Origin of the sequence: Geomonas azotofigens (genome assembly GCF_018919395.1) — a bacterium.
GTDB classification, from domain to species: Bacteria; Desulfobacterota; Desulfuromonadia; order Geobacterales; family Geobacteraceae; genus Geomonas; species Geomonas azotofigens.
In genome coordinates this window covers 646,970-672,259 of sequence record NZ_JAHLME010000002.1, presented here as the reverse complement: position 1 = coordinate 672,259, position 25,290 = coordinate 646,970, and the positions used below count along the sequence as shown (strand labels likewise).

Annotated in this window: 17 protein-coding genes; 2 read left to right on the top strand and 15 right to left on the bottom strand. The window is 62.2% G+C overall.

Annotated elements, in window-relative coordinates; translation table 11 throughout:
* Positions 1-29: 29 nt before the first annotated feature.
* The 5 genes from KOL99_RS07940 to pstC all read right to left on the bottom strand — a co-directional run bounded on the left by KOL99_RS07940 (position 30) and on the right by pstC (position 4,146).
* Complete coding sequence (locus tag KOL99_RS07940) at positions 30-710, bottom strand: response regulator (protein WP_216509928.1); 681 nt, start codon at positions 708-710, stop codon at positions 30-32.
* Positions 711-784: 74 nt separating this feature from the next.
* The gene (gene phoU / locus KOL99_RS07935) at positions 785-1,456 is read right to left on the bottom strand and encodes a phosphate signaling complex protein PhoU (protein WP_199395572.1); all 672 of its coding nucleotides are present in this window, start codon (positions 1,454-1,456) and stop codon (positions 785-787) included.
* Between the two features lie 45 nt (positions 1,457-1,501).
* Positions 1,502-2,260: a phosphate ABC transporter ATP-binding protein PstB gene (gene pstB, locus KOL99_RS07930; RefSeq protein WP_216509927.1), complete on the bottom strand. Its 759-nt coding sequence runs from the start codon at positions 2,258-2,260 to the stop codon at positions 1,502-1,504.
* 33 nt (positions 2,261-2,293) lie between these two features.
* Positions 2,294-3,136: a phosphate ABC transporter permease PstA gene (gene pstA / locus KOL99_RS07925; RefSeq protein WP_216509926.1), complete on the bottom strand. Its 843-nt coding sequence runs from the start codon at positions 3,134-3,136 to the stop codon at positions 2,294-2,296.
* Positions 3,133-4,146 (bottom strand): phosphate ABC transporter permease subunit PstC, encoded by a 1,014-nt coding sequence (gene pstC, locus KOL99_RS07920; RefSeq protein WP_216509925.1) that lies wholly within the window; start codon positions 4,144-4,146, stop codon positions 3,133-3,135. Before pstC ends, pstA begins: the two co-directional genes overlap by 4 nt.
* 368 nt (positions 4,147-4,514) lie before the next feature.
* On the opposite strand from pstC, the gene pstS reads away from it, so the two are divergent.
* Complete coding sequence (gene pstS, locus KOL99_RS07915) at positions 4,515-5,543, top strand: phosphate ABC transporter substrate-binding protein PstS (protein WP_216509924.1); 1,029 nt, start codon at positions 4,515-4,517, stop codon at positions 5,541-5,543.
* Positions 5,544-5,740: 197 nt separating this feature from the next.
* On the opposite strand, the gene KOL99_RS07910 is transcribed toward pstS, so the two are convergent.
* The 6 genes from KOL99_RS07910 to KOL99_RS07885 form a co-directional block, all read right to left on the bottom strand.
* Entirely contained in the window at positions 5,741-7,030 is a 1,290-nt protein-coding gene (locus KOL99_RS07910; RefSeq protein ID WP_216509923.1) for a dicarboxylate/amino acid:cation symporter, read from the bottom strand.
* A 376-nt stretch (positions 7,031-7,406) separates the two neighbouring features.
* Positions 7,407-8,828, bottom strand: a complete 1,422-nt coding sequence (locus tag KOL99_RS07905) for a sigma-54-dependent transcriptional regulator (protein ID WP_216509922.1) — start codon at positions 8,826-8,828, stop codon at positions 7,407-7,409.
* A 2-nt stretch (positions 8,829-8,830) separates the two neighbouring features.
* Complete coding sequence (locus tag KOL99_RS07900) at positions 8,831-10,519, bottom strand: transporter substrate-binding domain-containing protein (protein ID WP_216509921.1); 1,689 nt, start codon at positions 10,517-10,519, stop codon at positions 8,831-8,833.
* A 161-nt stretch (positions 10,520-10,680) separates the two neighbouring features.
* Positions 10,681-11,106, bottom strand: coding sequence for a fasciclin domain-containing protein (locus tag KOL99_RS07895; RefSeq protein WP_216509920.1), 426 nt, complete (start codon positions 11,104-11,106; stop codon positions 10,681-10,683).
* A 319-nt stretch (positions 11,107-11,425) separates the two neighbouring features.
* Complete coding sequence (katG, locus tag KOL99_RS07890; protein WP_216509919.1) at positions 11,426-13,615, bottom strand: catalase/peroxidase HPI; 2,190 nt, start codon at positions 13,613-13,615, stop codon at positions 11,426-11,428.
* A gap of 457 nt (positions 13,616-14,072) precedes the next feature.
* Complete coding sequence (locus KOL99_RS07885) at positions 14,073-14,444, bottom strand: pyridoxamine 5'-phosphate oxidase family protein (protein ID WP_216509918.1); 372 nt, start codon at positions 14,442-14,444, stop codon at positions 14,073-14,075.
* Positions 14,445-14,497: 53 nt separating this feature from the next.
* On the opposite strand from KOL99_RS07885, the gene pdxR reads away from it, so the two are divergent.
* Positions 14,498-15,931, top strand: a complete 1,434-nt coding sequence (gene pdxR, locus KOL99_RS07880; RefSeq protein ID WP_216509917.1) for a MocR-like pyridoxine biosynthesis transcription factor PdxR — start codon at positions 14,498-14,500, stop codon at positions 15,929-15,931.
* Between the two features lie 48 nt (positions 15,932-15,979).
* On the opposite strand, the gene KOL99_RS07875 is transcribed toward pdxR, so the two are convergent.
* The 4 genes from KOL99_RS07875 to gltB all read right to left on the bottom strand — a co-directional run bounded on the left by KOL99_RS07875 (position 15,980) and on the right by gltB (position 25,218).
* On the bottom strand, positions 15,980-16,462 hold the full coding sequence (locus KOL99_RS07875; RefSeq protein WP_216509916.1) for a response regulator: 483 nt from the start codon (positions 16,460-16,462) through the stop codon (positions 15,980-15,982).
* Positions 16,434-18,707, bottom strand: a complete 2,274-nt coding sequence (locus KOL99_RS07870) for a sensor histidine kinase (RefSeq protein WP_216509915.1) — start codon at positions 18,705-18,707, stop codon at positions 16,434-16,436. Before KOL99_RS07870 ends, KOL99_RS07875 begins: the two co-directional genes overlap by 29 nt.
* 409 nt (positions 18,708-19,116) lie before the next feature.
* On the bottom strand, positions 19,117-20,598 hold the full coding sequence (locus KOL99_RS07865; protein ID WP_216509914.1) for a glutamate synthase subunit beta: 1,482 nt from the start codon (positions 20,596-20,598) through the stop codon (positions 19,117-19,119).
* A gap of 39 nt (positions 20,599-20,637) precedes the next feature.
* Positions 20,638-25,218 carry a glutamate synthase large subunit gene (gene gltB / locus KOL99_RS07860; RefSeq protein WP_216509913.1) on the bottom strand — a complete coding sequence of 1,527 codons (4,581 nt, stop codon included), beginning with the start codon at positions 25,216-25,218 and terminating at the stop codon, positions 20,638-20,640.
* Between the last annotated feature and the right edge of the window lie 72 nt (positions 25,219-25,290).

Sequence of the window (25,290 nt, the reverse complement as noted above, 5' to 3'; positions counted from 1 at the left end):
CGGCACCGAGACAAGGAGGATTCCGCAGCTCATTGCGAGTCGAGCTTGTATCCAAAACCACGCACGGTCTTGATGAGGTCGCCGGCTGACCCCAGCTTGGTGCGCAAGCGGGTGATGTGGGTGTCGACGGTCCGGCTGTCCTCCACGAAGTTGTAACCCCAAACATCCCGCAACAGCACGTCGCGGCTCTGAACCCTTCCAGGTCTCTGCGCCAGGGTGTGAAGCAGCTTGAACTCGGTGCTGGTGAAGAAGATCTCCTCCCCGTCGACCATGACCAGGTGGCGGTCGGCATCGATGGTTATGGACCCGAACTGCAGAATCGTGCGGGGAGCGGTTTCGGTATTGGTGCGCCTGAGCACGGCCTTAACGCGAAGGAGCAGTTCCCTGCTGGAGAAAGGCTTCACGACGTAATCGTCGGCTCCGACCTCGAATCCGACGACCTTGTCGATCTCTTCGCCTTTCGCGGTGAGCATGATGACCGGGATATGGGAGGTTCTTTCCGATTTCTTCAGGTTCTTACAGACGTCCGTGCCCAGCATCCCTGGCAGCATGAGGTCAAGGATGACCAGGTCGGGCTGGCAATGGGCAACGTTAGCCAGTCCTTCATGGCCATCAGTGGCGATGATGGTCTTGAATCCCTCTCTCTCCAGATTGAAGGAGAGAAGTTCGGCGAGGTCCCGCTCGTCTTCGACGATCAATATGGTCTGCATAGTCACCTCACGGGCACTTTTGGTTGTACCCGGTCCTTTTGTCATGCCGGCGAGGTCCGGAGACGACTGAGGCGTCAGGCGATGGTGTGGCGGATATCCTTACCCTTGATCATGAAGATAACCATCTCGGCGATGTTGGTGGCGTGGTCGGCGATGCGCTCGAGGCCCTTGGAGACCTGGATGATCTTCATGGCCCGGCTGATGGTCTTGGGGTCCGCCATCATGAAGGTCAGAAGCTCGCGCTGGATCTGCTCGTTCAATTCGTCCACGCACTGGTCGTCCTGGCAGACCTTTATGGCCAGCTCGTCGTCGCCGCGTACGAAAGCATCCAGCGCTTCCGTCACCATGTTCGACGCGGCCTGCGCCATGCGCGGCAGGTCGATGTACGGCTTCAGCGACGGCTCCTGGTTCAACTCGCGTGCGCGCTTGCAGATGTTGGCGCACTGGTCGCCGATCCGCTCCAGGTCGGTCACGATCTTCAAAGCCAGGGTGATGAAGCGCAGGTCGCGCGCGGCCGGCTGGCGCCGGGCCAGTACTTCGAGGCAGCGATCGTCGATCATCATCTCCAGGGTGTTGATCTCGTGGTCGAAAGCGATGGTCCGCTCCGCGAGTTCCGTGTCCCTTTCCACGAGGGACTTCATCGCGTTGGCGATCATCGATTCGACCTTACCGCCCATTTCCAGGAGCTTCTCGCGTATCTGGTTCAGTTCGTTGTCGAACTGCTTACTGAAATGTTCTCTTTCCATGTCGTCTCCGGTTGTTTGTTGGTTGCGCCGATCGCCGCTTACGGGTTAGCCGAACCGGCCGGTGATGTAATCCTCGGTCCGCTTAACCTCGGGGGTCGTGAAGATCTTCTTGGTCTCGCCGCATTCGACCAGGTCACCCATGTAGAGAAAGGCGGTGTAATCGGAGACGCGCGCGGCCTGCTGCATGTTGTGGGTGACGATGATGATGGTGTAGCGCTCCTTGAGCTCTTCGATCAGTTCCTCGATTTTGAGGGTCGAGATGGGGTCGAGGGCGGAGGCGGGCTCGTCCATGAGGATCACCTCGGGCTTCACGGCGATGGTGCGCGCGATGCAAAGGCGCTGCTGCTGGCCGCCGGAAAGCATCATGGCGTTACTCTTCAGCCGGTCCTTCACCTCGTCCCAGAGCGCCACGCGCTTCAGGCAGCTCTCCACGATCTCGTCCGCCTCCTCGCGGGGCAGCCTCCCGTTCAGCTTGTAACCGGCGATGACGTTGTCGTAAATGGACATGGCGGGGAAGGGATTGGGCTTTTGGAAGACCATCCCCACCCGGCGGCGGATGGCTACCGGATCGACGCTTCTGTCGTAGATGTCGCCGTTGTCCACCAGGATTTTCCCGGTGACACGCGCCGACGGTACCAGGTCGTGCATCCTGTTCATGGAACGCAACAGTGTCGACTTGCCGCAACCTGACGGGCCGATGATGGCGGTCACGCTGTTTTCGGGGAAGGTCATGCTGATATCGCGCACCGCGTGGGTTTTGCCGAAATGTATGTTGACCTGGTCCAGTTGTACCTTGTTGTTCATCTTTTCCTCTTTCTCTTTATCTTTTCGTGAAAGCTACCTTGCCTGTTTCGTCCTACCGAAATAGCGGGCGGTGAGGCTGAGTGCGAACATGACGGTTACCAGCACCAGCGCCCCGGCCCAAGCCAGCTTGTGCCAGTCCTCGTAAGGGGCGATGGCGAAGCTGAAGATCTGCAGGGGGAGCGCCGCCATCGGCTGCATGACGTTCTTGCTCCAGAACTGGTTGCCGAGCGCGGTGAAGAGCAGCGGTGCGGTCTCACCGGCGATCCTCGCGACGGCGAGGAGTATGCCGGTCAGCACGCCGGAAAGGGCGCTGCGCAGGGTTACCTTGAGGCTGGTGCGCCAGAAGGGGACGCCGAGCGCCAGCGACGCCTCGCGCAGCGACCCGGGGACCATCTTCAGCTGCTCCTCGGTGGTGCGCAAGACGATCGGAATCATGATCATGGCGAGCGCCACCGATCCCGCAAGGCCCGAGAATCCTTTCATCGGCACCACGAGCAGGGTGTAGGCGACCATGCCGGTGATGATCGACGGGGTGCCCGAGAGGACGTCGGCGGCGAACCGGATCACGTTGGAGACCCGGGTGCCACCGAACTCGGAAAGGTAGATTGCGCCGAGGATGCCGATGGGGAGACCGATCAGGGAGGCGCCAGCTATCATGATAGCCGAGCCGAACATGCCATTGGCCATCCCGCCGCCCGCCTCCCCGGTAGGCGCCGGGATGTGGGTGAAGAAGTCCAGGGAGAGCGAGCTGAGCCCCATCTTGACGATGTGGAAGAAGATGAGCCCGAGCGGAACCAACACGGCCAGCGTGCAGGCGAGCATGATGAAATTCATCAGGCGGTTTTTCATCTTGCGGAACGTTACGCTGTGAATCATGCCGCACCTCCCTTGGCGCTTCTCGACACGCTCCAGATCAATAGCCGCGCCAGGGCGTTGACCACCAGGGTAACCACCATGAGGATCAGGCCGATCTCCATAAGCGCGGAGGCGTGCAGCTTGGAGGTCGTCTCCGCGAATTCGTTGGCGATGACGCTCGGCATGGTGTACGCCGGGGAGAGCAGGGACAGCGATATGTTGGGGGCGTTGCCGATCACCATGGTGACGGCCATGGTCTCTCCGATGGCGCGTCCCAGGCCGAGGATGGCGGCACCTAGGATGCCGGACTTGCCGTAGGGGAGAATGGCGATCTTGATGGTCTCCCAGCGGGTGGCCCCGAGGGCAATGGCCGCTTCCTTCTGGCTCTGCGGCACCGCCAGGAGCACCTCGCGCGTGATGGAAGTGATGATCGGCACCACCATGATCATCAGGATGAAGATGGCGGCCAGCATGCTGACGCCGTAGGGCGCTCCCTGGAAGAGCGGGATGAAACCGAAGTGCTCGATCAGGAAGGGCTGGACCGTGGACTGGAGCCAGGGGGCCATGACCAGCACCCCCCACAGCCCGTAGATGACCGAGGGGATCGCTGCCAGAAGTTCAACGAGCGGCGCCACGATAGCGCCCATCCTGCCGGGGGCTACCTCCGTTATGAACAGGGCCGCGCCGATGCTGAGCGGCGTCGCCAGTAAAAGAGCGAGCACCGACGAAACCACCGACCCGTACAGGTAGGGAAGGGCGCCGAAGTTTCCCTGCACCGCGTCCCACTCCCTCGAGCTCACGAACTTCCACCCGAACGCCTTGATCGCGGGCATGCTCTCGCCGGTCATCTCATAGATCATGAGTGCCAGTATGGCCAGGATGCTGAGGGCAAACAAGGTCGTGAGACAACGAAAGACGTAATCTCCATTCACCTTCTTCGTGTCTTGAGTCGGGCGTCTACGCGCCGTCACTGATGCCACCTTTGTCTCCGTTTCATTGCTGCAGTAGGAACTGCGTGCATCTATCTCCAAGCACCGCCTCCGTAATCTGACCGTTTTGCGAGGACTTGGGCAGGAGAAAAGAAGCGGGATCCCTTTTCCTTTGCCCGGTCCATCCGCATTGCGGCTAGGATGCCCCAGCAATGTTACAGCGTTGTTACAGCTAGGCTAAATGTTTATGAACCTGTGGCCGGGGCAAAAGCAATGCGCCTGCAGATGACGAATAGTAGCCTGCAGCCATGGCAAGTTGCGCCGGCGAGGATCTTTTGGGGATGTAGCCGGGGTGGGGCAGAGGGATGGGCCGAGGGGTGTGACGTTTTCACAAATTCTTGCTCTGACTGTAACGAAACTGCGACATTTCTGGCCTATAGTGCCGACAAACCCAGAAAGGAGAATACAAAATGATCAAGAGCATGAAGAAAGTATTGACCACCCTGGCCCTGATGGTCGCGGTGGGCACCGCAGCTCAGGCATCCGCCGAGACCCTCGTCAACGGGGCCGGCGCCACTTTCCCGTACCCGCTTTACTCCAAGTGGTTCACCGAGTACGCCAAGATTGACAAGGGCGTGAAGTTCAACTACCAGTCCATCGGCAGCGGCGGCGGCATCAAGCAGATCAGCGCGCAGACCGTCGACTTCGGTGCGAGCGACAAGTTCCTCTCCGATGAAGAGTTGAAGGCCGCTCCCGGCAAGCTGATCCACATCCCGACCGTCATGGGCGCCGTCGTGGTGACCTACAACGTGCCCGGCGTCGGCACCGGTCTCAAACTGAACTCCGAGGACCTGGCCAATATCTACCTCGGCAAAATAACCATGTGGAACGACCCGAAAATCGCCGACGACAACAAAGGGGTGAAGCTCCCGGCGAAGCCGATCATCGTCGTACACCGCTCTGACGGGTCCGGCACCACCAGCATCTTCACCGATTACCTGACCGGTGTGAACGCCGATTGGGCGAAGAAGGTGGGTAAGGGCGCTTCGGTGAAATGGCCGGTAGGACTCGGCGGCAAGGGGAACGAAGGGGTAGCAGGGCAGATCAAGACCACGCCGTACTCCATCGGCTACGTCGAACTTGCCTACGCCTTTGAGAACAAGCTGCCCTACGCCTGGCTGAAGAACAAGGCAGGCGTCTTTATCGAGCCCTCGATCAAGTCCACCAGCGCCGCTGCCGCTGCGGCCGTGAAACAAATGCCCGCCGATTACCGCATCTCCCTGGTGAACCAGCCGGGCAAGGATGCCTACCCGGTGGTCGGTTTCACCTGGCTCCTGGTGTACGAACAGCAGAAGGATCCGGCTAAAGGGAAGCACCTGGTCGAGTTCCTGAACTGGGCCATGACCAAGGGGCAGAAGATGGCCGCCCCGATGCTCTATGCGCCGCTGCCGGAGAGCGTGGTGAAGATGGTGCAAAAGACCGTCAAGACTCTCAAGTAGAATTACCCTCAAAGCCGTAACGACCCCAGGCTGCCGGTGCTACCGGTGACCTGGGGTTTTTTTGTTGAGGGTACCAAGAACGGCCGGGTCATGCGGGTTCCGTCCGCTGACCAAAAACAACAAGGGCACCCGGTGACGATCTGGGTGCCCTTGTTGTTTGTCGTGATTGGTAAGGTGATTAGCGAGTAATGCCCGTACTAATCCTGCACCGGTACCGCTACGAGGAGGGCGTCGTCATCTTCCACGGCCTCCTGCTCCGCACCCAGGTCGCCCTCCCACTTGGCGACGACGGCGGTGGCGATGCTGTTGCCGATCACGTTGGTCGCGGTGCGACCCATGTCGAGGAACTGGTCGATACCCATGATGAGCAAAAGGCCCGCCTCGGGGAGGTTGAACATGGGGAGGGTGGCGGCAACGACCACCAGGGAGGCGCGCGCCACGCCGGCCATCCCCTTGCTGGTCAGCATCATCACCAGGAGCAGGGCGATCTGCTTGGAGATGGAAAGTTCGATGTTGTAGACCTGGGCGATGAAGATGACGGCGAAGGCCTGGTACATCATGGAGCCGTCCAGGTTGAAGGAGTAGCCCAAGGGCAGCACGAAGCCGGAAACCTTCTCTTTCACGCCGAAGCGCTCCAGGGATTCCAGGGTCTGGGGGTAGGCGGCCTCGCTGCTCGCGGTGGAGAAGGCGATCAGCATCGGCTCGCGGATCAGTTTGAGCAGGGTCCAGGTGGAGTTACGCAGGAACAGGTAACCGGCGCCGATCAGCACGGCCCAGAGGACGACCAGGCCGACATAGAAGCTGCCGATGAACCTGCCGTAGGTGGTCAGGACACCGAGCCCCTGGACGGTGATGCAGGAGGCCATGGCGGCGAAGACGCCTACCGGGGCCAGGCGCATGACGTAGTCGGTCACCTTCAGCATGATGTGCACCAGCTCCTTCACGAAGGCAACCACGGTCTTGGTGCTGTCGTCCTTGAAGGAGGCGATGGCGAAACCGAAGAACACGGAGAAGATCAGGATCTGCAGGATCGAGTTCTTTGCCATGGCGTCGAGGAAGCTGGTCGGGAAAATGTTGGTGACGAAATCCTTGAAGTTGAGGGCGGCAACGTTGAGGTTGGTGCTGGCGCCGGCTGCCGGGGCCGGGAGCGATGTGCCGACACCGGGCTGGAACAGGTTGACGAATACCATGCCCAGCACCAGGGAGATCACCGAGGCACAGAGGAACCAGGCCATGGCCCGTACCCCGATACGTCCGATCGCTTTGGAGTCGCCGTTGCCGGCGATGCCGGAGACGATGGTGCCAAAGACCAGCGGCGCGATGATCATCTTGATCAGGCGCAGAAAGACCGTGGATATGATGTCGAAATACCCCGCAATGACTTTGGCCGCCTTGGCGTCCGGCGCTGAAAGGTTGCAGAAGTAGCCAACGACGATTCCGAGAATCATCGCCACCATGATGTACAGGGTCAGTTTGTTCTTTTTCATACCGCGGTCTCCTTCAGGTTGAATTGCATCGTTGTCCCCAATGTCACAGCTTCCCGTAAAATACTTTTCTAGATCCTGCCGCACCCCCGAGATAGCAAGACAACTGCCAATTCGTCTACAAATGGATAAGTGGCGGTAATGCCGTCAGTTATCTGGAGTAAGCGGGGGGGCGTGTATGCGCAGGGGGGTATAACCTGTGGGCGGCAAAGCGGGTTTTGTGCGGGTTTTGTTTAAGCAGTAGCGGCAGTTACGCGGATTGGTCGGAGGTTATAGCGGTGGGGCAGGTTATAGGGGTTTGGAAAGGGGGAGAAACGGCGAAGCCCCTCGCGGCCGCGCAGGCGGCGCGAGAGGGTAAAACCGCGTTGGGTGTTGATGATTACGGTGCGGATTCCCCTGTCTTTTTGAGGCGTTTGCTGAGCGCGGGCTGGGAAACACCGATGAGGCGGCAGGCTATGGACTGGTTCCCCTCCGCCCGGCGCATCGCCTCGGCGACCAGGAGATCGCCCACCTCGTGCAGGGCGGGGAGCGGCTCGTTCGGGACGAAGACGCTCCGTTGCCCCTGCGCGTCCAGGCGCACCGGCCGGCTCTGGTCTTTTCCCAGGACCCGTTTGAAGGTATCCATGGAGAGCATGTGCGCTTCGTGGCGGCTCATGGCGTCGTACACCAGCGCGCGCAACTCGCGCACGTTGCCCGGAAAGGAATAGTTGGTGAGCAGGACGGGGAGCTCCTTGGGGACGGTGGGCTTCTTCTTGTTAAGCTCCCGGGCCGCCTCCTCCAGGAAATGGTCGAAGAGGAGCGGGATGTCGTCGGGGCGCTCGCGCAGGGCCGGGATGTGGATGTGGTGACCGCACAGGCGGTAGTAGAAGTCCTTGCGGAACTCTCCGGCGGCCTGCTTGGCGGCCAGGTCGTGATGGGTCGCCACGACCACCCGAGCGTTCATCCGCTTGGGGGCGTCGCTGCCGAGGGAGAAATACTCCCCCTCCTGCAACAGGCGCAACAGTTTGACCTGCGAGGTGATGGCCAGGTCCCCGATCTCGTCCAGGAACAGGGTCCCGTCCGCCGCCCGCTCGATCATGCCGCTGCGGGGGAGTTCCGCTCCGGTGAAGGCTCCCCTGGTGTGGCCAAAGAGCGTGTCGCTGAAGATCTGGTCGTCCAGCCCGGCCACGTTCACCGAGACCAGCTGGCCCGGACGCCGGCTCACCTTGTGGACCGCCCGCGCCACCAGCTCCTTGCCGACGCCGCTTTCGCCGGTAATCAGGATCGGCTGGCTGCTCCCGGCCACCGCCTCGATGTAGCGGAAGATGGAGTGCATGGCCCGGTCCGCGGTGAGGATGTCGGCGAAGGCCTCGGCGTGCTCCAGCCGGTCGCTCAGAATGCGGGATTTCATCTCGGAGTTTTCCCGCTGCAGGTCGATCATCCGGATGGCGCGGTGGATTCCCTGGATCAGGCGCTCCTCCTCCACGGTCTTCACGAAGAAGTCGAAAGCCCCCTTCTGCATGCACTCCACGGCGACGGAAACCTGGTTCAGCCCGCTGAGCACGATCACCGGAACCTCGGGGTGCTCTTCGATGATGGCGGGGAGGAGGTCCTGTCCCGAGAGGTTCGGCATGTTCAGGTCCAGAAGGACCAGGCCGATGGGGCGAGACCGGAGCAGCTCCAGTACCTTCCGGCTTTCGGAGCAGCGCACCACGTTGTTGATGCCTCCCGACATGGCGAGGGTCATGCTGATACTGCGCAGCCACGCCTCTTCGTCGTCCACCAGGAGGATCTCGAAGGCCGGGTTAAGTGCGTCGATCATGCTCATGCTCCTTTTAGGGCGGGTAGCGCTACCCGCACCGTGGTTCCCTCGCCCGGCCGCGACTCGAAAACCATGGTTCCCTCGTGTTCCTTAATGATGGAGGCCGATACCGACAGGCCGAGCCCGGTGCCGCCTACCTCTCGCTTGGTGGTGAAGAACGGGTCCGCGATACGCGGCAGATCCTCGCTGGCGATGCCGACCCCTTCGTCCCGGACCACCAGGAGCACCTCGTTGTGCTCGGCGTCAAAGCTCGTGGTGAGGAAGATCCCCTTGCCCGGGTCGGGGAGCGCCTGGCAGGCGTTGAGGATCAGGTTCACCACCACCTGTTCGATCCGCTGCGCGTTGCCTCGAATGGCGGGTAGCCCCTCGGCGAGGTCGGTGACCACGTTGCCGGTGGTCTTGCGGATGGAGTTTTCCACCAGCCTGAGCGCGGCCCGGACCACGTCGTTCAGGAGCACCGACTGGTCCATCTGCGAGGTGTCCTTGCGGGCGAAGTCCTTCAGGTCCTCGACGATGCGCTTGATCCTGGTCGCGCCGTCCTGCATCTCGTCGATGAGCAGCGGGATGTCCTCGCGAAACTGGGAGTAGCGCAGCCCCCCGATCATGAAGTCCCCTTCCTTTTGGAAGCGCTGTTCCAGGTGCTCTTCGGTCGAGCGGAAGATCTTCTTCAATACCGGCAGGTTGTAGAGCAAAAGCCCGGTCGGGTTGTTGATCTCGTGGGCGATGCCGGAGACCAGGACCCCGAGCGACGCCATCTTGTCCGCCTGGATCAGTTGCTGTTGCTGCAACTGCATCTCCTCGGTGCGCAGCGCAACTTCCTTGGCAAGCCTGCGGTTGATGTAGCCGATGGCGCTCAGCATAAGCAACAGGGGCAGGGCGGTGATGGCCGCGTAGGTGAGGATCTTGCGCCAGGAGACAGCTGGGGGCTCCAGCGCGCCCAGCCACTTGTCGTGGATCTTCTGGTAGCGCCCGGTGTTTTTCAGGATGGCGAGCCCTTCGCTGAACTGGGACAGGATCTGGTCGTTGCCCTTTTTGACGGCATAGCAATACGGTTGACCGGCGAACAGTTTGCCTACCGGCACGATGTTGGAGAGGCCGAACTCGCGGCTCAGGTAGAGTCCGGGGAGGTTGCCGACCAGGGCGTAGTCGTGCTTGCCGGCGGCGAGCTGGCGCAGCGCGTCGATGTGGGTGTCGACGGGGAAGATGGCGGCTCCCACGTTCTTTTCCAGGAGGTAGTCGTGCATCATGCCGCCGTTTTGCACGAAGACCTCTTTCCCCTTCAGGTCGTTCAGGTCCCGGACCGGCTTGGTGCCGCGGCGGGCGAACACCGACTGGTTGATGATGGAATGCGGCGGCGAGAAGTCGTAGTCCTTAGCCCGCACCTCCGCCTGGACCATCCCCTGGACGATGTCCACCTCGCCCGTTTGCAGCGCCCGGCGCATCTCGTCCCAGCGGCCGAGTCGGATCTCCACGGTCATCCCCATCACCTCCGCGATGGCGCGGGTCAGGTCGACGTTGAACCCGGCGGGGTGGCCGTCCTTGTCGATGAATTCGTAAGGGGGATAGTTGTGGTCGCCGCCGACGACGATGGTTCCCGCCGCTGCAGCCCAACCGGAGCAGGGCGTGAGCATGCACAGAACCAGCAGCAGAACCGGCAGGAAACGGCGGGTGTATGGGAGGGCGTAAGTCATGCAGTGCCGTACGAAATCAAAGGGAATGTGGAGTAAAGGCTATCTGAGACACCTCTGCACTCCCGCCTGAACATGAATTGACAGACCTGTGGGCGCACTTGAGCGTACTACCATCGCACAAGCGTTAGCAAGAGGAAATCAACGAGGACGAAAACCAAGTGTCAGCAGCAGCCGCCGCAGTACCAGCCGGAAAACTCGGGCAGGAAGACGTTGTCGATGACCTGGATCAAACCGTTGCCGCAGGTTATGTCGGTCCGCACATACTGAGCGTTGTCGATCACAAGGCGCCCCCCTTGGGTACGGACACTGAGCGATTTGCCACTCTCAGTTAAAAGGTGATCGTTCTCAGCGATCTGCGCGGAGTTGTGCGCCCCCTTGACGACGTGATAGGCGAGGAGTGAGGCCAGTTTATCCTTGTCGGCCGCGATCACTTCCACCTTCACGCGCGTGAATGCCTCGTCATTGGGAGCGAACAGGGTAAAGGCTCCAGCGCCGTGCAGCCTCTCAGTCAGCCCGGCGCTCTCCAGCAGCGAGAGCAGGGTCTGAAAGGAACCGTCCGTCTTCAGTGTGTCGATGATGTCTTTCATGTCCTCCCTCCTTCACAACCGGCCCATGTGATCATGGTCCGGTGGGTAGCACTTTTACATAAGGTCGCTGTGCTGTCGGGACTGCCTTAATTATAGAAGGGGCGCAGGATGGATGGGAAGAACAAACATTGTGTCGTATGAGAGGGAAAACGGCCCCTCGAAATGCCCCTGCCTCAGTCATAGACCTTGCCCTGGAAGGGATGACTCCTTGCAGGCTAAAAAAGGAAACGGTTCAGGGGATTCCTGAACCGTTTCGCTTGGAGCGCAATTTTTCATGACCACCGGCTCGGGTGAACACGAGGGTGCCGTCGCCGGTGCATCAAGGTTTGGCGAGATCGAAGCGGTCGAGGTTCATGACCTTGTCCCAGGCGGCAACGAAGTCGCTCACGAACTTCTCCTGGGAATCACGGCAGCCGTACACCTCGGCCAGAGCCCGAAGCTGGGAGTTAGAACCGAAGACGAGATCGACGCGGGTGCCGGTCCACTTCAATTCGCCTGTTGTACGATCCCGCCCCTCGAACACATCGCCGGCTACCGATGCCGCCTTCCACACTGTTTGCATGTCGAGCAGGTTAACGAAGAAATCGTTGGTAAGTGCACCCGGCCGCTTGGTCAATACGCCGTGCCGGGTCTGTTCGAAGTTCGCCTCAAGTACGCGAAGGCCACCGATCAGGACCGTCATCTCGGGAGCGGAAAGCGTCAGTAGCTGCGCTTTGTCGACCAGCAACTCCTCGGCGGTCACCGAATACCGGGCTTTGAGGTAGTTCCTGAACCCGTCGGCTGCGGGTTCGAGGGCGACGAACGAGGTTACGTCGGTCTGCTCCTGAGATGCATCGGTGCGTCCTGGTGTGAACGGGACCCTCAGTTCGTGGCCCGCGTTGCGGGCCGCCTGCTCGACGGCGGCGCATCCCCCCAGAACGATCAGGTCCGCGAGAGAAACCTTCTTGCCGGGTGCACCGTTGAACTGTTCCCGGATCTTTTCGAGGGTCTTAATTACCGCCGACAGCCGGGCTGGTTCGTTGACTTCCCAGTCTTTCTGCGGGTAGAGGCGAATGCGCGCGCCGTTCGCCCCGCCGCGCTTGTCAGTACCGCGGAAAGTGGCTGCCGAAGCCCAGGCGGTCCGGACCAAGTCCGAGATCGTCAGCCCGGAGGCGAGGATCCGCTCCTTGAGCTGCGCGACGTCACGCTCGTCGACCAGTTGATGATCGACCGCGGGGGTCGGGTCCTGCCAGACCAGCTCCTCGGACGGGACCTCGGGGCCGAGGTAGCGCAAGCGGGGACCCATGTCGCGATGGGTCAGCTTGAACCACGCCCTGGCGAAGGCGTCCGCGAACTCCTGCGGGTTTTGCTGGTAGCGCCGCGCGATAGGCTCGTAGATCGGGTCGAAGCGAAGGGAGAGGTCGGCCGTGGTCATCATGGGACGGTGTTTTTTGGACGGGTCGTGGGCATCAGCCACCATGTCCTCCGCGGCCACGTCCTTGGCGATCCACTGGTGCGCACCCGCCGGGCTCTTCACCAACTCCCACTCGTACTTGAACAGGACATTCAGGTACCCCATGTCCCACTTGGTCGGTTGCGGCTTCCACGCCCCCTCCAGCCCGCTGCCGATGGTGTCCCCGGCCTTGCCGCTGCGGAAGCTGTTTTTCCAGCCCAGCCCCTGCTCCTCGATTCCCGCAGCCTCGGGGGGCGGACCGACATGCGCCGGATCACCCGCTCCGTGGCACTTGCCGAAGGTGTGCCCACCCGCGATGAGCGCGACGGTCTCTTCGTCGTTCATGGCCATGCGCTTGAAGGTCTCCCGGACGTCGCGTCCGGACAGCACCGGATCGGGGTTGCCGTTGGGGCCTTCCGGGTTCACGTAGATGAGCCCCATCTGCACGGCGGCGAGAGGGTTTTCCAAGTCCCGTTCGCCGCTGTAGCGCTTGTCCCCAAGCCACTCGCTCTCTGAGCCCCAGTAGGTTTCGTCAGGCTCCCAGACGTCCTCACGTCCGCCGGCAAAGCCGAAGGTCTTGAATCCCATCGATTCGAGCGCGCAGTTTCCGGCGAGAATCATGAGGTCGGCCCAGGAGATCTTTCTGCCGTATTGCTGCTTGATGGGCCAAAGGAGCCTGCGCGCCTTGTCGAGGTTGACGTTGTCGGGCCAGCTGTTCAAGGGGGCAAAGCGCTGGGTCCCCGACCCGGCGCCGCCGCGGCCGTCTCCGGTGCGGTAGGTCCCCGCGCTGTGCCAGGCCATCCGTATGAAGAGGGGACCGTAGTGACCGTAGTCGGCCGGCCACCACTGCTGCGAGTCGGTCATCAACGCGTAGAGGTCCTGCTTCAGGGCCGCCAGGTCGAGCTGCTGGAACTCTTCTGCGTAGTTGAAGCTCACACCCATGGGGTTGGACTGGGGTGAGTGCTGGTGCAGCAACTTCAGGTTCAACTGGTTCGGCCACCAGTCCCGGTTGGTGCGACCTCTGAGTTCTGGGCTGTTCGTTGCGCCCGTTATCGGGCATTTCTTCTCTGACGCCATGTTTCCCTCCCTCTTAGCGTGACGAGTACATTTATTGTCGTCGTTTAAATATACAGTCACCGAGCCGCTCTGTCTAAAAACGCACCTGTTTTTTGACTTAGCGCAGACCTCTGATTCGGTCTGCTGCAGTGTCAGCAAGCATGAGGGGATTGTGGCTGTAAGCGGTGGGGTAGGAGGATGGGGCTATTTCGGCCCGCTAGTGATCGCCTGCAGGTTCCACACGATACTGCAGATCCCGGCGGCGATCATCGCGAGGATCAGGACTAGGGCCATATTCATCGCTGCTGTGGACCCGGTGAATGACTTTGCCTGCGTCTGCTGTGAATTACGGCCCCTGCCTCTTGTTCAAGTCCTGCAGGGACCGCGTATTCACTTCGTCGTGTCCTTGGTGCATGCGGTCTTTCGTGCTTTCTGTCGGGATGTGTCCAATCTCGATCGCGTGCAACTGTGCCGCAGCTTACCAGGTTTGGGTTACCGCGTCGGGGGTGACTGCCAGGGTGGCGCGCAGCCAGCTGAACTTCGATTTTAGTTGATCGAAGTCGGGTCCGGACGTTATAAATGCGGCTTTCCCCTTGATGAGGAAACCTGCGCCGGGTCCGTGCAGTCCCTGCACCTTGCTGCTCCCCGCCGTGATCAGGACTTCGGGGTTGAAGGCGACGTTGGCCTCGGTGCGGTTCATGTACCCGGCGGGAATGAGGATACGCCCCTCGTCCGAGATGCGGATGTAGCTGTTCCAGGTGTTGACCAGGTGCGGTCCGTCTTCCCCCAAGGTGGCGATGGCGACTACGCCATCCTGTTTCAGAATTTCAAGCAGCTTCTCGGGTATCATTTCTTACCTCCTGTTGTTGATCGTGCACAGCCAATGTGTGACTGGACGGGTTCATGTTTATCCTCAATGCCAACGACAAAGCTCCTCTCTACCGGCAACTCTACAACCAGATCAGGGAACAGGTGCTGTCAGGAAAGCTCCCTGCCCATGCCAAGCTCCCGTCGGTCCGGGATCTGGCGACGGAGCTTGAAACCAGTCGGAACACGGTCGAGGGGGCGTACCAGGAACTGTTCGCCGAAGGCTACATCTACAGCCGGCAACGCAGCGGATACTTCGTGTCCGCCATCGATCAGCCCGTGGCGCCCGTGTCGCGACTCACAGCAGCGCGCAAGCCGCACCGTCCTTCCGCCTCGGAACCGATATTCAGGTTCGACTTCCATCCCGCACGGCTCGACCCCGCCGGTTTTCCGCTGGCCCAGTGGCGCAGTTGTCTTCTGGAGACGCTGCGCGAGAGCCCGGCGGAGCTTTCCCACTACGGCGGCTTCCAAGGGGACGGGGAGTTACGCTGCAACATCCAACGGTACCTGGAACGCTCCCGCGGGGTAATGTGCGACCCCGAACGTATCTTCGTCTGCGCCGGGCTGCAGCAGAGCCTCGACCTGGTGGCGCACCTGCTGCGAGAGGGGCACTCCACCCTCGCGGTCGAGAATCCCGGATACCATTTGTCGCGAGCCGTGTTCCAAAACAACGGCTTCGAGGTCGTCCCGGTGGAGGTCGGACCGGGGGGGATGGACCTGGAGGCGCTGCGCGCCAGCCGCAGCGGCATCGCCTACGTCACCCCGTCTCACCAGATGCCGCTGGGGCAGGTGATGCCCATCGCCAACCGGTTGAACCTGATCGAGTGGGCGCAATCCGGCGGCAACGTCATCATCGAGGACGATTACGACAGCGAACTGCGCTACCACGGCAAACCGATCCCGTCCTTGCAGGGGTTACGTCCCGACGCGGACATCATCTACCTCGGGACCTTCTCCAAGGTGTTCTCTCCGGCGCTGCGCCTCTCCTACATGGTGCTGCCGAACTCCCTTTTGGCTGGTTTTCATGCCTTGTACCGCGACTATTTCCCCACTGTCTCGCTCCTGGAGCAGAAGGCCATGGCAAGATTCATGGCTGAGGGGCACTGGGATCGCCACATCCGGCGCATGCGCATCGTCTACCAGAAAAAGCACGACACCATGCTGAAGGCGATCGAACAGCACTTCGGCGCCCGGGCCACCGTGATCGGGGCCGGCGCGGGATTGCACATGGTCCTGGAGTTGCGGGAGTCTTCTCGCGGGGAAAGCGCCATCATCAGCGAGGCCGCCGCCTGCGGAACCTACCTGTTCCCGTTCAGCGCGACCTGCGCCGGCGGCGCGCCCGACACGACCCGCCTCATGCTCGGCTTTGGCGGCATGACGGCCGCCGATATCGGCGAGGGGATCAGACTCCTCGCCGAGGTCTGTCTCAACGTAGAGGAAAAGTGCCCCCGGGAACAGGGGCAGAAATGAATATTATCGTGGGGGCAGACGGGGCACCGCCTCTGGAGAGATCGAGGGCTAAACCGCCGGCGGCAGGATGGGGTTGGGCGAGGTCCACCCCGCCGCTGGCACGGCGGCACGGGAGGGGAGGCGTTCTTCGGCTGGATGTTGCGGACCCTGGACCGGCAGGGACTGCAGGATCGGCAACAGCGCCACCGCCGTCAGGGGTTTCTGCAGGCAGGCGAGGACACCGAGGTTGCGGCAGGTCTCCAGGGCGTGCGGATCTTCACTCGAGGTCAGCAGGACCACGTTCAGCGACGACGTGGCCGCTTGCTCCCGCACCTTGTGCAAAACCTCGATGCCGTCCATGAGCGGAAGTTTCATGTCAAGCAGGACCAGGTCCGGCCGTAGCGCCGGCACCTGCCGTATCAAGACCGATACCGCCGCGAAGCCGTCGCGCACCACGGTCACCTGCTCGAGCCCCAGCTTTCTCAGTGTCCTCAAGGCGAGCCATTCGTCGTCGGGGTTGTCTTCAACAAGCAACAGCGACAGGTTGTTCATGATTACCTCCGGTTGATCCATACCAGCCACCGCAACTTGTATCCTCCAAGGTAAAGAAGAAGCATGCTCCCTCACCCGGGCGTCCTTCGGCCCAGACTCTGCCGCCGTGCCTTTGCACGATGCGCTTCACTATGCTGAGCCCCATGCCACTCCCCTCGAATTCCTGCTCCTGGTGCAGCCTGGAAAACGGCTCGAAAAGCCGGTGGCAGAAAGTCATGTCCAAGCCGGTACCCTGGTCACGGACGAAGTAGGCACCCGAGCCTTGGTCGATGCCGAACTCGATGGAGACGAACTCGTTTTTGCTGCTGTACTTGAAGGCGTTTTCGAACAGGTTGCGCAGACAGATGTTCATCATGGAACGGTCGCCACTGGCAACCATCTCCGGCTGTATCCGCAGCAGCACCTTGCGACCTGGCGCCTCTTCGCCCAACTCGGCAACGATGGTCCGCGCCATCTGTGACAGGTCGACTGGCTCCTTCTGCATTTCGGTTCTGGACAGACGGTTGATCAGAAGCAGGCTGTCGATCACCACGCGCATCTTCTTGCTGCCGTCTTCGATCCGCTCGCCCAGGTACGGCAGTTCCTCGAGATCCCCACCCGCCACCGCCTCGCGGATCAGGCTGCTGAACGCCTGCAGCCGGGCGATGGGGGCTCGCAATTCGTGGGAGATGGAGTAGCAAAAGCTCTCTAGTTCGCAGTTGAGCCGTCTCAGTTCCGCGGAGCGTTCAAACACCATCTGCTCCAGGTTCAGGTTCAATTGCAGCAGTTTCTCCTCGGTTTCCTTTAGCCGGGATATGTCGGTGCACATGAGAAAGGAGCCGCTCACCTCGTTTTCGTCGGAGAAAAACGGCGCTGCCGAGGCCTGCAGCCAGGTGACGGCGCCGTCGTCGCGGGGAATGCGCAGATCCCAGGTGCAGACCTCGCCCCTTTTGAGGATGGCCAACTGGTGCCGGAACAGCAGCAGGTCCTCGTGAAGGATGAAGTCGTGGGCATTTCTGCCGAGGACCTCGTCCGCCCCCCGACCCAGGATCTCGGCCAGACGGTTGTTGAGATAGCTTGTCTTCCCCTCGGCATCCAGGATCCACACCCCTTCGTTCGCGGTGTTGACCAGGACGGAAAACGACTGCTCGCTTTGCTGCAGTTTGGTAGAGGCCTCGCGAAGCCTCTCGGCCGAGGCGGCACGCTCCAAAGCGTAGGCTGCATCGGCCTCGGCGACTATCGCTCTTCTTTGAAGCCCGTGAATCCCTTTCCATCCCCAAGCGGCGCTAATGCCAAAGAAGACGAAGATGGGCGTGCGCATCATCGAGAAGTCAAATGGCACTCCCGTCACCAACTCCATCCAGTAAACCATGCCCAGCGACAGTCCCGTCGCGGCCAACCCGGGCCATAGTCCGCCATAGGCAGCCGTCATGAACACCGCCGGATAGAAGCTGGCGAAAGGAAAGGCAGTACCCAGAAAGGAAAGAAACAGCAGGCGTACCGCGGCGCCCAGGGAGACCGCGATCGCCGCCAAGGCGGTGGAGAAGACCCACCGCTTTCTCATCTGGTTGAGCGCCTGCCAGAGGGGGATCCCTTCTGCCGCGGGTTTTTCCAGGGACAGCACCGCCGCAACGAGCATGTACAGACCGCCCAAGGACTGGGCACCCCGTCCGATCCAACCAATCCAACTGCCGTTGGCTTTTTGCGCCAGGATGGCTGTCACGCCGACAGCTAAGAGAATCAGCGCGTTGGGATACCAGTGCAGATAGGGGGAGGCGGGGCGGTTCAAGTAGAGCATGATGACCGCGGTCAGCGCGAGCATGACCACTGACGAGGCGAGCACAAGATGGCGCACCAGGGTGCCGCCATGCCCGGGGGTGAAGAAGGTAGGCAGCCATCCGGAGAACGCGGCGACGGCAATGGCTGCTGCTGTCGCTGTCGAGAGCTGGTAGGCCACCGCGACAACCAGTCCGGGGCGTCTGGGAGCCACCTGCCAGTTCAATGACATGCTGACCCCGGCGAGGTGGCAAAAAGAGGCGAGCCAGACGCAGCAGTTGTGCACGGTTATGATGTGGTTGACGCTTACCGTTTTCTGCGGCTGCTTAAAACCGCCCAGCGTGGCCACCAACCCGGAGCAACTCCAGATCACCACGCCGCACCCCATCATCAGGATGCTCGGTCGTTTGTGCCTGATAAAGCTTTGCGCGATCACCGCTGCGGCGACGATGTTGAAAAGGGTATAGCCTACCAGGGTGTTTGCGGCCATGAGGCGGAAGCACTCGTAAGACCGAACCGGACCGTACGCCCACAAAGCAAATATGACTACGGCGAGCAACGGGGCGGGGAGTATCGATGCACGCTTTACCATCGGCTGATGAAGTTTGTCCGTCCACAGCTGCAACAGTTTTTCCATGGGCTTCCAAATTGGACCGACAGCACTCGCTCTCGGCGATGCGGTCCGTGAGAGTGGGAATTGTCCGTTGTGAGCTTGTTACAATAATTGCAAGCTTATGTCAATATTCTAATGTGTGGTGCTGCAATTTCTGACGGCAGCGTCACCAAAGCTTCGCCTGATCCTTGGTTCCAGCAACAAGTCTGCCTGGGGGGCGGGGACAAACAAAAAAGGCACCCGGGTTTCCGGGTGCCTTTTGCACTTTTGTTTGCGGCAATCAAGACTACGGGAGCTCGGTCTCTCCCATCAGGAAGCGGTCGCATTCGCGAGCGGCGCCGCGCCCTTCGTTGAAGGCCCAAACCACGAGGCTCTGGCCGCGACGGCAGTCGCCGGCGGCGAAGACGCCGGGGATGTTGGTGGCGTAGCGGTTGAACTCGGCCTTGATGTTGCTGCGGCCGTCACGCTCGAGGCCGAGCGACTCGGGAAGCTCCTGCTCGGGGCCGAGGAAGCCCATGGCCAAAAGCACCAGGTCGGCGGGGCGAACCTGCTCGGTGCCCGGGACGGGGACCGGTATGAACTGCCCCTTCTCGTTCTGCTTCCATTCCACCTGAACGGTGTGCACCGCCGTCACGTTCCCCTGTGCGTCACCCTCGAACTTGGTCGCGGTGGTGACGAAGACGCGCGGGTCGGCGCCGAATTTGGCCGCCGCTTCCTCCTGGCCGTAGTCGACCTTGTGGACCTTCGGCCACTCCGGCCACGGGTTGTCTGCTGCGCGGGTGTCGGGGAAGCGGGGCATGATCTCCAGCTGGGTCACGGACTTGCAGCCGTGGCGCAGCGAGGTGCCCACGCAGTCGGTACCGGTGTCGCCACCGCCGATGATGATGACGTTCTTACCCTCGGCGGAGATGAAGTCGGCCCCTTCGTTCAAGACGGCTTTGGTGTTGGCAGTCAGGAAGTCCATGGCGAAGTGGATCCCCTTGAGGTTCCTCCCGTCGATGGGAAGGTCGCGGGGGAGGGTGGCTCCGGTGGCAAGGATCACGGCGTCGAAGTCGCCTTTGAGCTTCTCGACCGGGTAGTCGGCGCCGCCGATGGCGGTGTTGCAGACGAAGTTGATCCCTTCCTGCTCCATGAGCTTCACGCGGCGCAGCACCACTTCGCGCTTGTCGAGCTTCATGTTGGGGATGCCGTACATCAAAAGCCCGCCGGGGAGATCGGCCCGCTCGAACACGGTGACCTGGTGCCCGGCCTTGTTGAGCTGGGCGGCGGCGGAGAGGCCGGCAGGGCCGGAACCAACCACGGCGACCTTCTTGCCGGTTCTCATCTGCGGCGGGTTGGGGGCGATCCACCCCTCGGCCCAGGCGCGGTCGATGATGCTCACCTCGATGTTCTTGATGGTGACCGCGGGGTCGATGGAGCCCAGGGTGCAGGACCCCTCGCACGGGGCGGGACAGACCCGGCCGGTGAACTCGGGGAAGTTGTTGGTCCTGAGCAGTCGGGCCAGGGCCTGTTTCCACAGGCCGCGGTACACCAGGTCGTTCCACTCGGGGATCAGGTTGTTGATGGGGCAGCCGCAGGCCATGCCGCTCACCAGCATGCCGGTGTGGCAGAACGGGATGCCGCAGTCCATGCAGCGGGCACCCTGGGTGCGCAGGTGATCTTCCGGCAGGTGCAGGTGGAACTCGTTCCAGTCCTTGAGCCTCTCAAGCGGCTCGCGGTCGGCCGGGAGCTCGCGATTGTATTCCATGAATCCGGTAGGTTTTCCCATAGCTCTATCCTATCTGAAGTATCAGGTCGTTTAGCTTATCTAGTGTGCGGCCTGGCTTGCGTTCTCTTCGAAGGCAGCGGCCAGCGCGTCGTCGCCGGTCAGGCCGGAGGCCTTGGCGCGTTCAAGGGCCTGGAGCACACGCTTGTAGTCCATCGGCATCACCTTGACGAATTTGTGGGCGTGGGTCTTCCAGTCGTGCAGGATGCGCGTGGCGCGGGCGCTGCCGGTACGTCTGGCATGCTGCGCGATCATTTCCCGGAGGGTCTCCAGGTCCTTCTCGTCCAGCAGTTCCAGGGCCACCATCTCGGTGTTGCAGCGCTCCTTGAAGTCCCCAGCGCTGTCCAGGACGTAGGCGACGCCGCCGCTCATGCCGGCGGCGAAGTTGCGGCCGGTTTCACCGAGTACCACGACGGTGCCGCCGGTCATGTACTCGCAGCCGTGATCGCCCACCCCTTCCACGACGGCGTTGACGCCGGAGTTGCGCACGCAGAAGCGTTCCCCGGCCATGCCGCTTATGTAGGCGGTGCCGCTGGTGGCGCCGTAGAGGGCCACGTTGCCGGCGATGATGTTCTCCTCCGCCTTGAAGGGGGAGCCGTCGGGCGGGTAGACCACGATGGTGCCGCCGCTTAGGCCCTTGCCGAGGTAGTCGTTCACGTCCCCGGTCAGCTCCAGGGTCATCCCCTTGGGGATGAAGGCGCCGAAGCTCTGCCCCGCGGAGCCGCGGAACTTGAGCCTGATGGTGTCGTCGGGGAGCCCGTCGGAGCCGTAGGCGCGGGTGATCTCGTTGCCGACGATGGTGCCGACGACGCGGTCGATGTTGGTGATGGCAAGCTCCGCGCTCACCTGCTCGCCCTTCTCGATGGCGGGTTTGCAGATGTCCAAAAGCTTGGTCATGTCGAGCGACTTCTCCAGCCCGTGGTCCTGGGACTCGGTGCAGTAGCGGCTTCCCTTGATGCCGGTCTGCGGCTGGTACAGGACGTTGCTGAAGTCGAGCCCCTGCGCCTTCCAGTGGGCCACGGCGCGCCTGGGCTCCAGGCGGTTGGCGCGGCCTACCATCTCGTTGAAGGTGCGGAAGCCGAGCTCCGCCATGATCTCGCGCACTTCCTGCGCGATGAAGCGCATGTAGTTGACCACGTACTCGGGCTTGCCGGAGAAGTTCTTCCTCAGTTCCGGATCCTGGGTCGCGACGCCGGCCGGGCAGGTGTTGCTGTGGCAGACGCGCATCATGACGCAGCCCAGGGTGACCAGCGGCGCGGTGGCGAAGCCGAATTCCTCGGCGCCCAGAAGGGCGGCGATGGCGACGTCGCGGCCGGTTTTCAGCTGGCCGTCCACCTCGACGATGATCCTGCTCCTGAGGTTATTGAGCATCAGGGTCTGGTGCGTCTCGGCGAGACCGAGCTCCCAGGGAAGACCCGCGTGCTTGATCGAGGAGAGCGGGGAGGCGCCGGTGCCGCCGTCGTAGCCCGAGATGAGCACCACGTCGGCATGGGCCTTGGCCACGCCGGCCGCGATGGTGCCGACGCCGACCTCGGAGACCAGCTTGACGCTGATCCGGGCGCGCCGGTTGGCGTTCTTCAGGTCGTGGATCAGCTCCGCCAGGTCCTCGATGGAGTAGATGTCGTGGTGCGGCGGCGGCGAGACGAGGCCGACGCCCGGGGTGGTGTGGCGTGTCTTGGCTACCCACGGGTACACCTTGTGCCCCGGCAGCTCGCCACCTTCGCCCGGCTTCGCGCCCTGCGCCATCTTGATCTGCAGCTCGCTGGCGTTGGTGAGGTAGTTGCTGGTGACGCCGAAGCGGCCGGAGGCGACCTGCTTGATGGCGCTGTTCTTGGAATCGCCCTGCTCGTTGGTCCAGGTGAAGCGCTCCGGGTCCTCGCCCCCTTCGCCGGTGTTGGAGCGGCCGCCGATGCGGTTCATGGCGATGGCGAGCGCCTCGTGCGCCTCCTGGCTGATGGAGCCGTAGGACATGGCGCCCGTCTTGAAGCGCTTCATGATCTCCTCGACCGGCTCGACCTCCTCGATGGGGACCGGGATGCGGATGTCGCGGTTGAAATCGAGCAGGCCGCGCAGCGTGTACAGGCGCTCGTTCTGCTCGTCGATCAGCTTGGAGAAGACCTTGAACTCGTTGTAGTCGTTGGTCCTGGTGGCCTTTTGCAGCGACTGGATGGTGAGCGGGTTGAACAGGTGCTCCTCACCCTCCTTGCGCCACTGGTACTGGCCGCCCGGGTCCAGGGTCGGGTCCGCCGGCACGCGGTGCGGGTAGGCCTTTTTGTGGCGCTGCAGCAGCTCGGCCGCGATGCCGTTCAGGTCGATGCCGCCGATCCTGGACGGGGTCCAGGTGAAGTACCTCTCGATCACGGACTGGTGCAGGCCGACCGCCTCGCAGATCTGGGCGCCGCGGTAGCTCTGGATGGTGGAGATACCCATCTTGGCCATGGTCTTGACGATCCCCTTGATGGAGGCCTTGACGAAGTTCTTGACCCCTTTCTTGTAGTCGAGGCCGGGGAGCATCCCCTCCTGGATCATGTCCTCGATCGACTCGAAGGCGAGGTAGGGGTTGATGGCGGTGACGCCGTACCCCAGAAGCACCGCGAAGTGATGCACCTCGCGCGGCTCGCCCGACTCGAGGATCAGGGAGGCGTGGGTCCTCGTGGCGGTGCGGATCAGGTGGTGGTGCAGGCCGGCCACGGCCAGAAGCGCCGGCAGGGCCGCGTACTCCTCGTTGACGCCGCGGTCGGAGAGGATGAGGACGGTGGTTCCCATCTCGATGTGACGGATGGCGCTGTTGAAGAGGCTTTCCAGCGCCTTCTCCATGCCGTCGGCGCCGTCGGCCGCCTTGAACAGAAGCGACAGGGTGGCGGTCTTGAAGCCGGGGCGGTCGAGTTCACGCAGCTTGCCGAGGTCCTCGTTGGTGAGGATCGGGTGCTCCAGGCGAATGACGCGGGCGCTGGTCGACGACGGCTTCAAGAGGTTCGATTCGGAGCCGATCCTGACCGCGGTGGCGGTGATGATCTCCTCGCGGATCGGGTCGATCGGCGGGTTGGTCACCTGGGCGAAGAGCTGCTTGAAGTAGCTGTAGAGAAGCTGCGGCTTCTCGGAGAGGACCGCAAGCGGCGTATCGGTACCCATGGAGCCCAAGGGCTGGATGCCGGAGGTCGCCATCGGTCCGATGATGGTCTCCTGGTCCTCGAAGGTGTAACCGAAGGCCTTCTGGCGCTGAACCAGGGGGGATTCCTCGACCGCCTGGCTCTTCGCCTTGGGGAGGTCGGCGAGGGGGAGGTGGTTCACCTTGACCCAGTCCGCGTACGGCTTGGCGGTGGCCAGCTCGTTCTTGATCTCCTCGTCGGGGATGATGCGCCCCTGCTCGGTGTCGACCAGGAACATCTTGCCCGGCTGGAGGCGACCCTTCTTGATGACCTTCTCGGGCGGCACCTGCAGGACACCCGCCTCGGAGGCCATGATGACCAGGTCGTCGTCGGTCAGGTAGTAGCGGCAGGGACGCAGGCCGTTACGGTCCAGCACCGCGCCGATGATGCGGCCGTCGGTGAAGGTGAGGGCGGCCGGGCCGTCCCACGGCTCCATCAGGCAGGAGTGGTACTCGTAGAAGGCGCGCTTCTCCTTGCTCATGGTCTCGTGGTTTTCCCACGGCTCGGGCACCATCATCATCACCGCGTGCGGCAGGGAACGGCCGGTCATGAGCAGAAGCTCCAGGCAGTTGTCGAACATGGCCGAGTCGGAGCCGTTGGTGTTGATCACCGGCAGAAGCTTCTTGATGTCGTCGCCGAAGAGCTCGCTGTTGAACATGGACTGGCGCGCATGCATCCAGTTCACGTTGCCGCGCAGGGTGTTGATCTCGCCGTTGTGCGCCAGGTAGTGGTAGGGGTGGGCGCGGTCCCAGCTCGGGAAGGTGTTGGTGGAGAAGCGGGAGTGCACCACCGCGATGGCGGAGGTGACGTCCTCGTCGCGCAGCTCGGGGTAGTACTGGTCCAGCTGGGCCGGCATCAGCATCCCCTTGTAGACGATGGTGCGGGTCGAGATGCTCGCCACGTACCAGTAGGGATCGACCTCCTGGTCGCGGATCTCGTGGATCGCCCTCTGGTTCACCAGGTAGAGCTTCCTGTTGAAGGCATCCTCGTCGGCGCAGGAGGCGCCGCGCTTGAAGAAGATCTGGCGCACCAGCGGCTCGCCCGCCTTGGCGGTGTCACCCAGGGAAGAGTTGTCGGTCGGCACCTCGCGCCAGCCGATCACCTCGACCCCTTCCTCGGCGATGATGCGCTGGAAGATATGCTTCGCGGCGCTGCGCTCGGTGGCTTCCGGGGAGGTGAAGAGCATGGCCACGCCGTAGTCGCCGGGGGCGGGGAGCTCGATGCCGGCTTCGGGGCAGACCTTGCGGAAGAAGGCGTCGGGGAGCTGGATCAGGATACCGGCGCCGTCGCCGGTATTGTACTCGCTGCCGACGGCCCCGCGGTGGTCCAGGTTCTCCAGGACGGTGATCGCCTGCTGGACGATCTCGTGGGACTTCTTCCCCTTGATGTTGGTGACGAAGCCGACGCCGCAGGCGTCGTGCTCGAACTGGGGATCGTACATCCCCTGCTTCTTGGGTAATCCGATTGTTTTCATGATGCAACCTTTGCGGGGTAGTGGTTCAGACGATAGTTAAGTGCCTTATCAGCAGGTACCGTGCCAGCTGGA

Excerpts from the sequence above, each read along its gene's own strand:
- KOL99_RS07940 (WP_216509928.1), bottom strand. The coding sequence starts at position 710 with ATGCAGACCATATTGATCGTCGAAGACGAGCGGGACCTCGCCGAACTT.
- phoU (WP_199395572.1), bottom strand. The coding sequence starts at position 1,456 with ATGGAAAGAGAACATTTCAGTAAGCAGTTCGACAACGAACTGAACCAG.
- pstB (WP_216509927.1), bottom strand. The coding sequence starts at position 2,260 with ATGAACAACAAGGTACAACTGGACCAGGTCAACATACATTTCGGCAAA.
- pstA (WP_216509926.1), bottom strand. The coding sequence starts at position 3,136 with ATGATTCACAGCGTAACGTTCCGCAAGATGAAAAACCGCCTGATGAAT.
- pstS (WP_216509924.1), top strand. The coding sequence starts at position 4,515 with ATGATCAAGAGCATGAAGAAAGTATTGACCACCCTGGCCCTGATGGTC.
- KOL99_RS07910 (WP_216509923.1), bottom strand. The coding sequence starts at position 7,030 with ATGAAAAAGAACAAACTGACCCTGTACATCATGGTGGCGATGATTCTC.
- KOL99_RS07905 (WP_216509922.1), bottom strand. The coding sequence starts at position 8,828 with ATGATCGACGCACTTAACCCGGCCTTCGAGATCCTCCTGGTGGACGAC.
- KOL99_RS07900 (WP_216509921.1), bottom strand. The coding sequence starts at position 10,519 with ATGACTTACGCCCTCCCATACACCCGCCGTTTCCTGCCGGTTCTGCTG.
- KOL99_RS07895 (WP_216509920.1), bottom strand. The coding sequence starts at position 11,106 with ATGAAAGACATCATCGACACACTGAAGACGGACGGTTCCTTTCAGACC.
- katG (WP_216509919.1), bottom strand. The coding sequence starts at position 13,615 with ATGGCGTCAGAGAAGAAATGCCCGATAACGGGCGCAACGAACAGCCCA.
- KOL99_RS07885 (WP_216509918.1), bottom strand. The coding sequence starts at position 14,444 with ATGATACCCGAGAAGCTGCTTGAAATTCTGAAACAGGATGGCGTAGTC.
- pdxR (WP_216509917.1), top strand. The coding sequence starts at position 14,498 with ATGTTTATCCTCAATGCCAACGACAAAGCTCCTCTCTACCGGCAACTC.
- KOL99_RS07875 (WP_216509916.1), bottom strand. The coding sequence starts at position 16,462 with ATGAACAACCTGTCGCTGTTGCTTGTTGAAGACAACCCCGACGACGAA.
- KOL99_RS07870 (WP_216509915.1), bottom strand. The coding sequence starts at position 18,707 with ATGGCCGCAAACACCCTGGTAGGCTATACCCTTTTCAACATCGTCGCC.
- KOL99_RS07865 (WP_216509914.1), bottom strand. The coding sequence starts at position 20,598 with ATGGGAAAACCTACCGGATTCATGGAATACAATCGCGAGCTCCCGGCC.
- gltB (WP_216509913.1), bottom strand. The coding sequence starts at position 25,218 with ATGAAAACAATCGGATTACCCAAGAAGCAGGGGATGTACGATCCCCAG.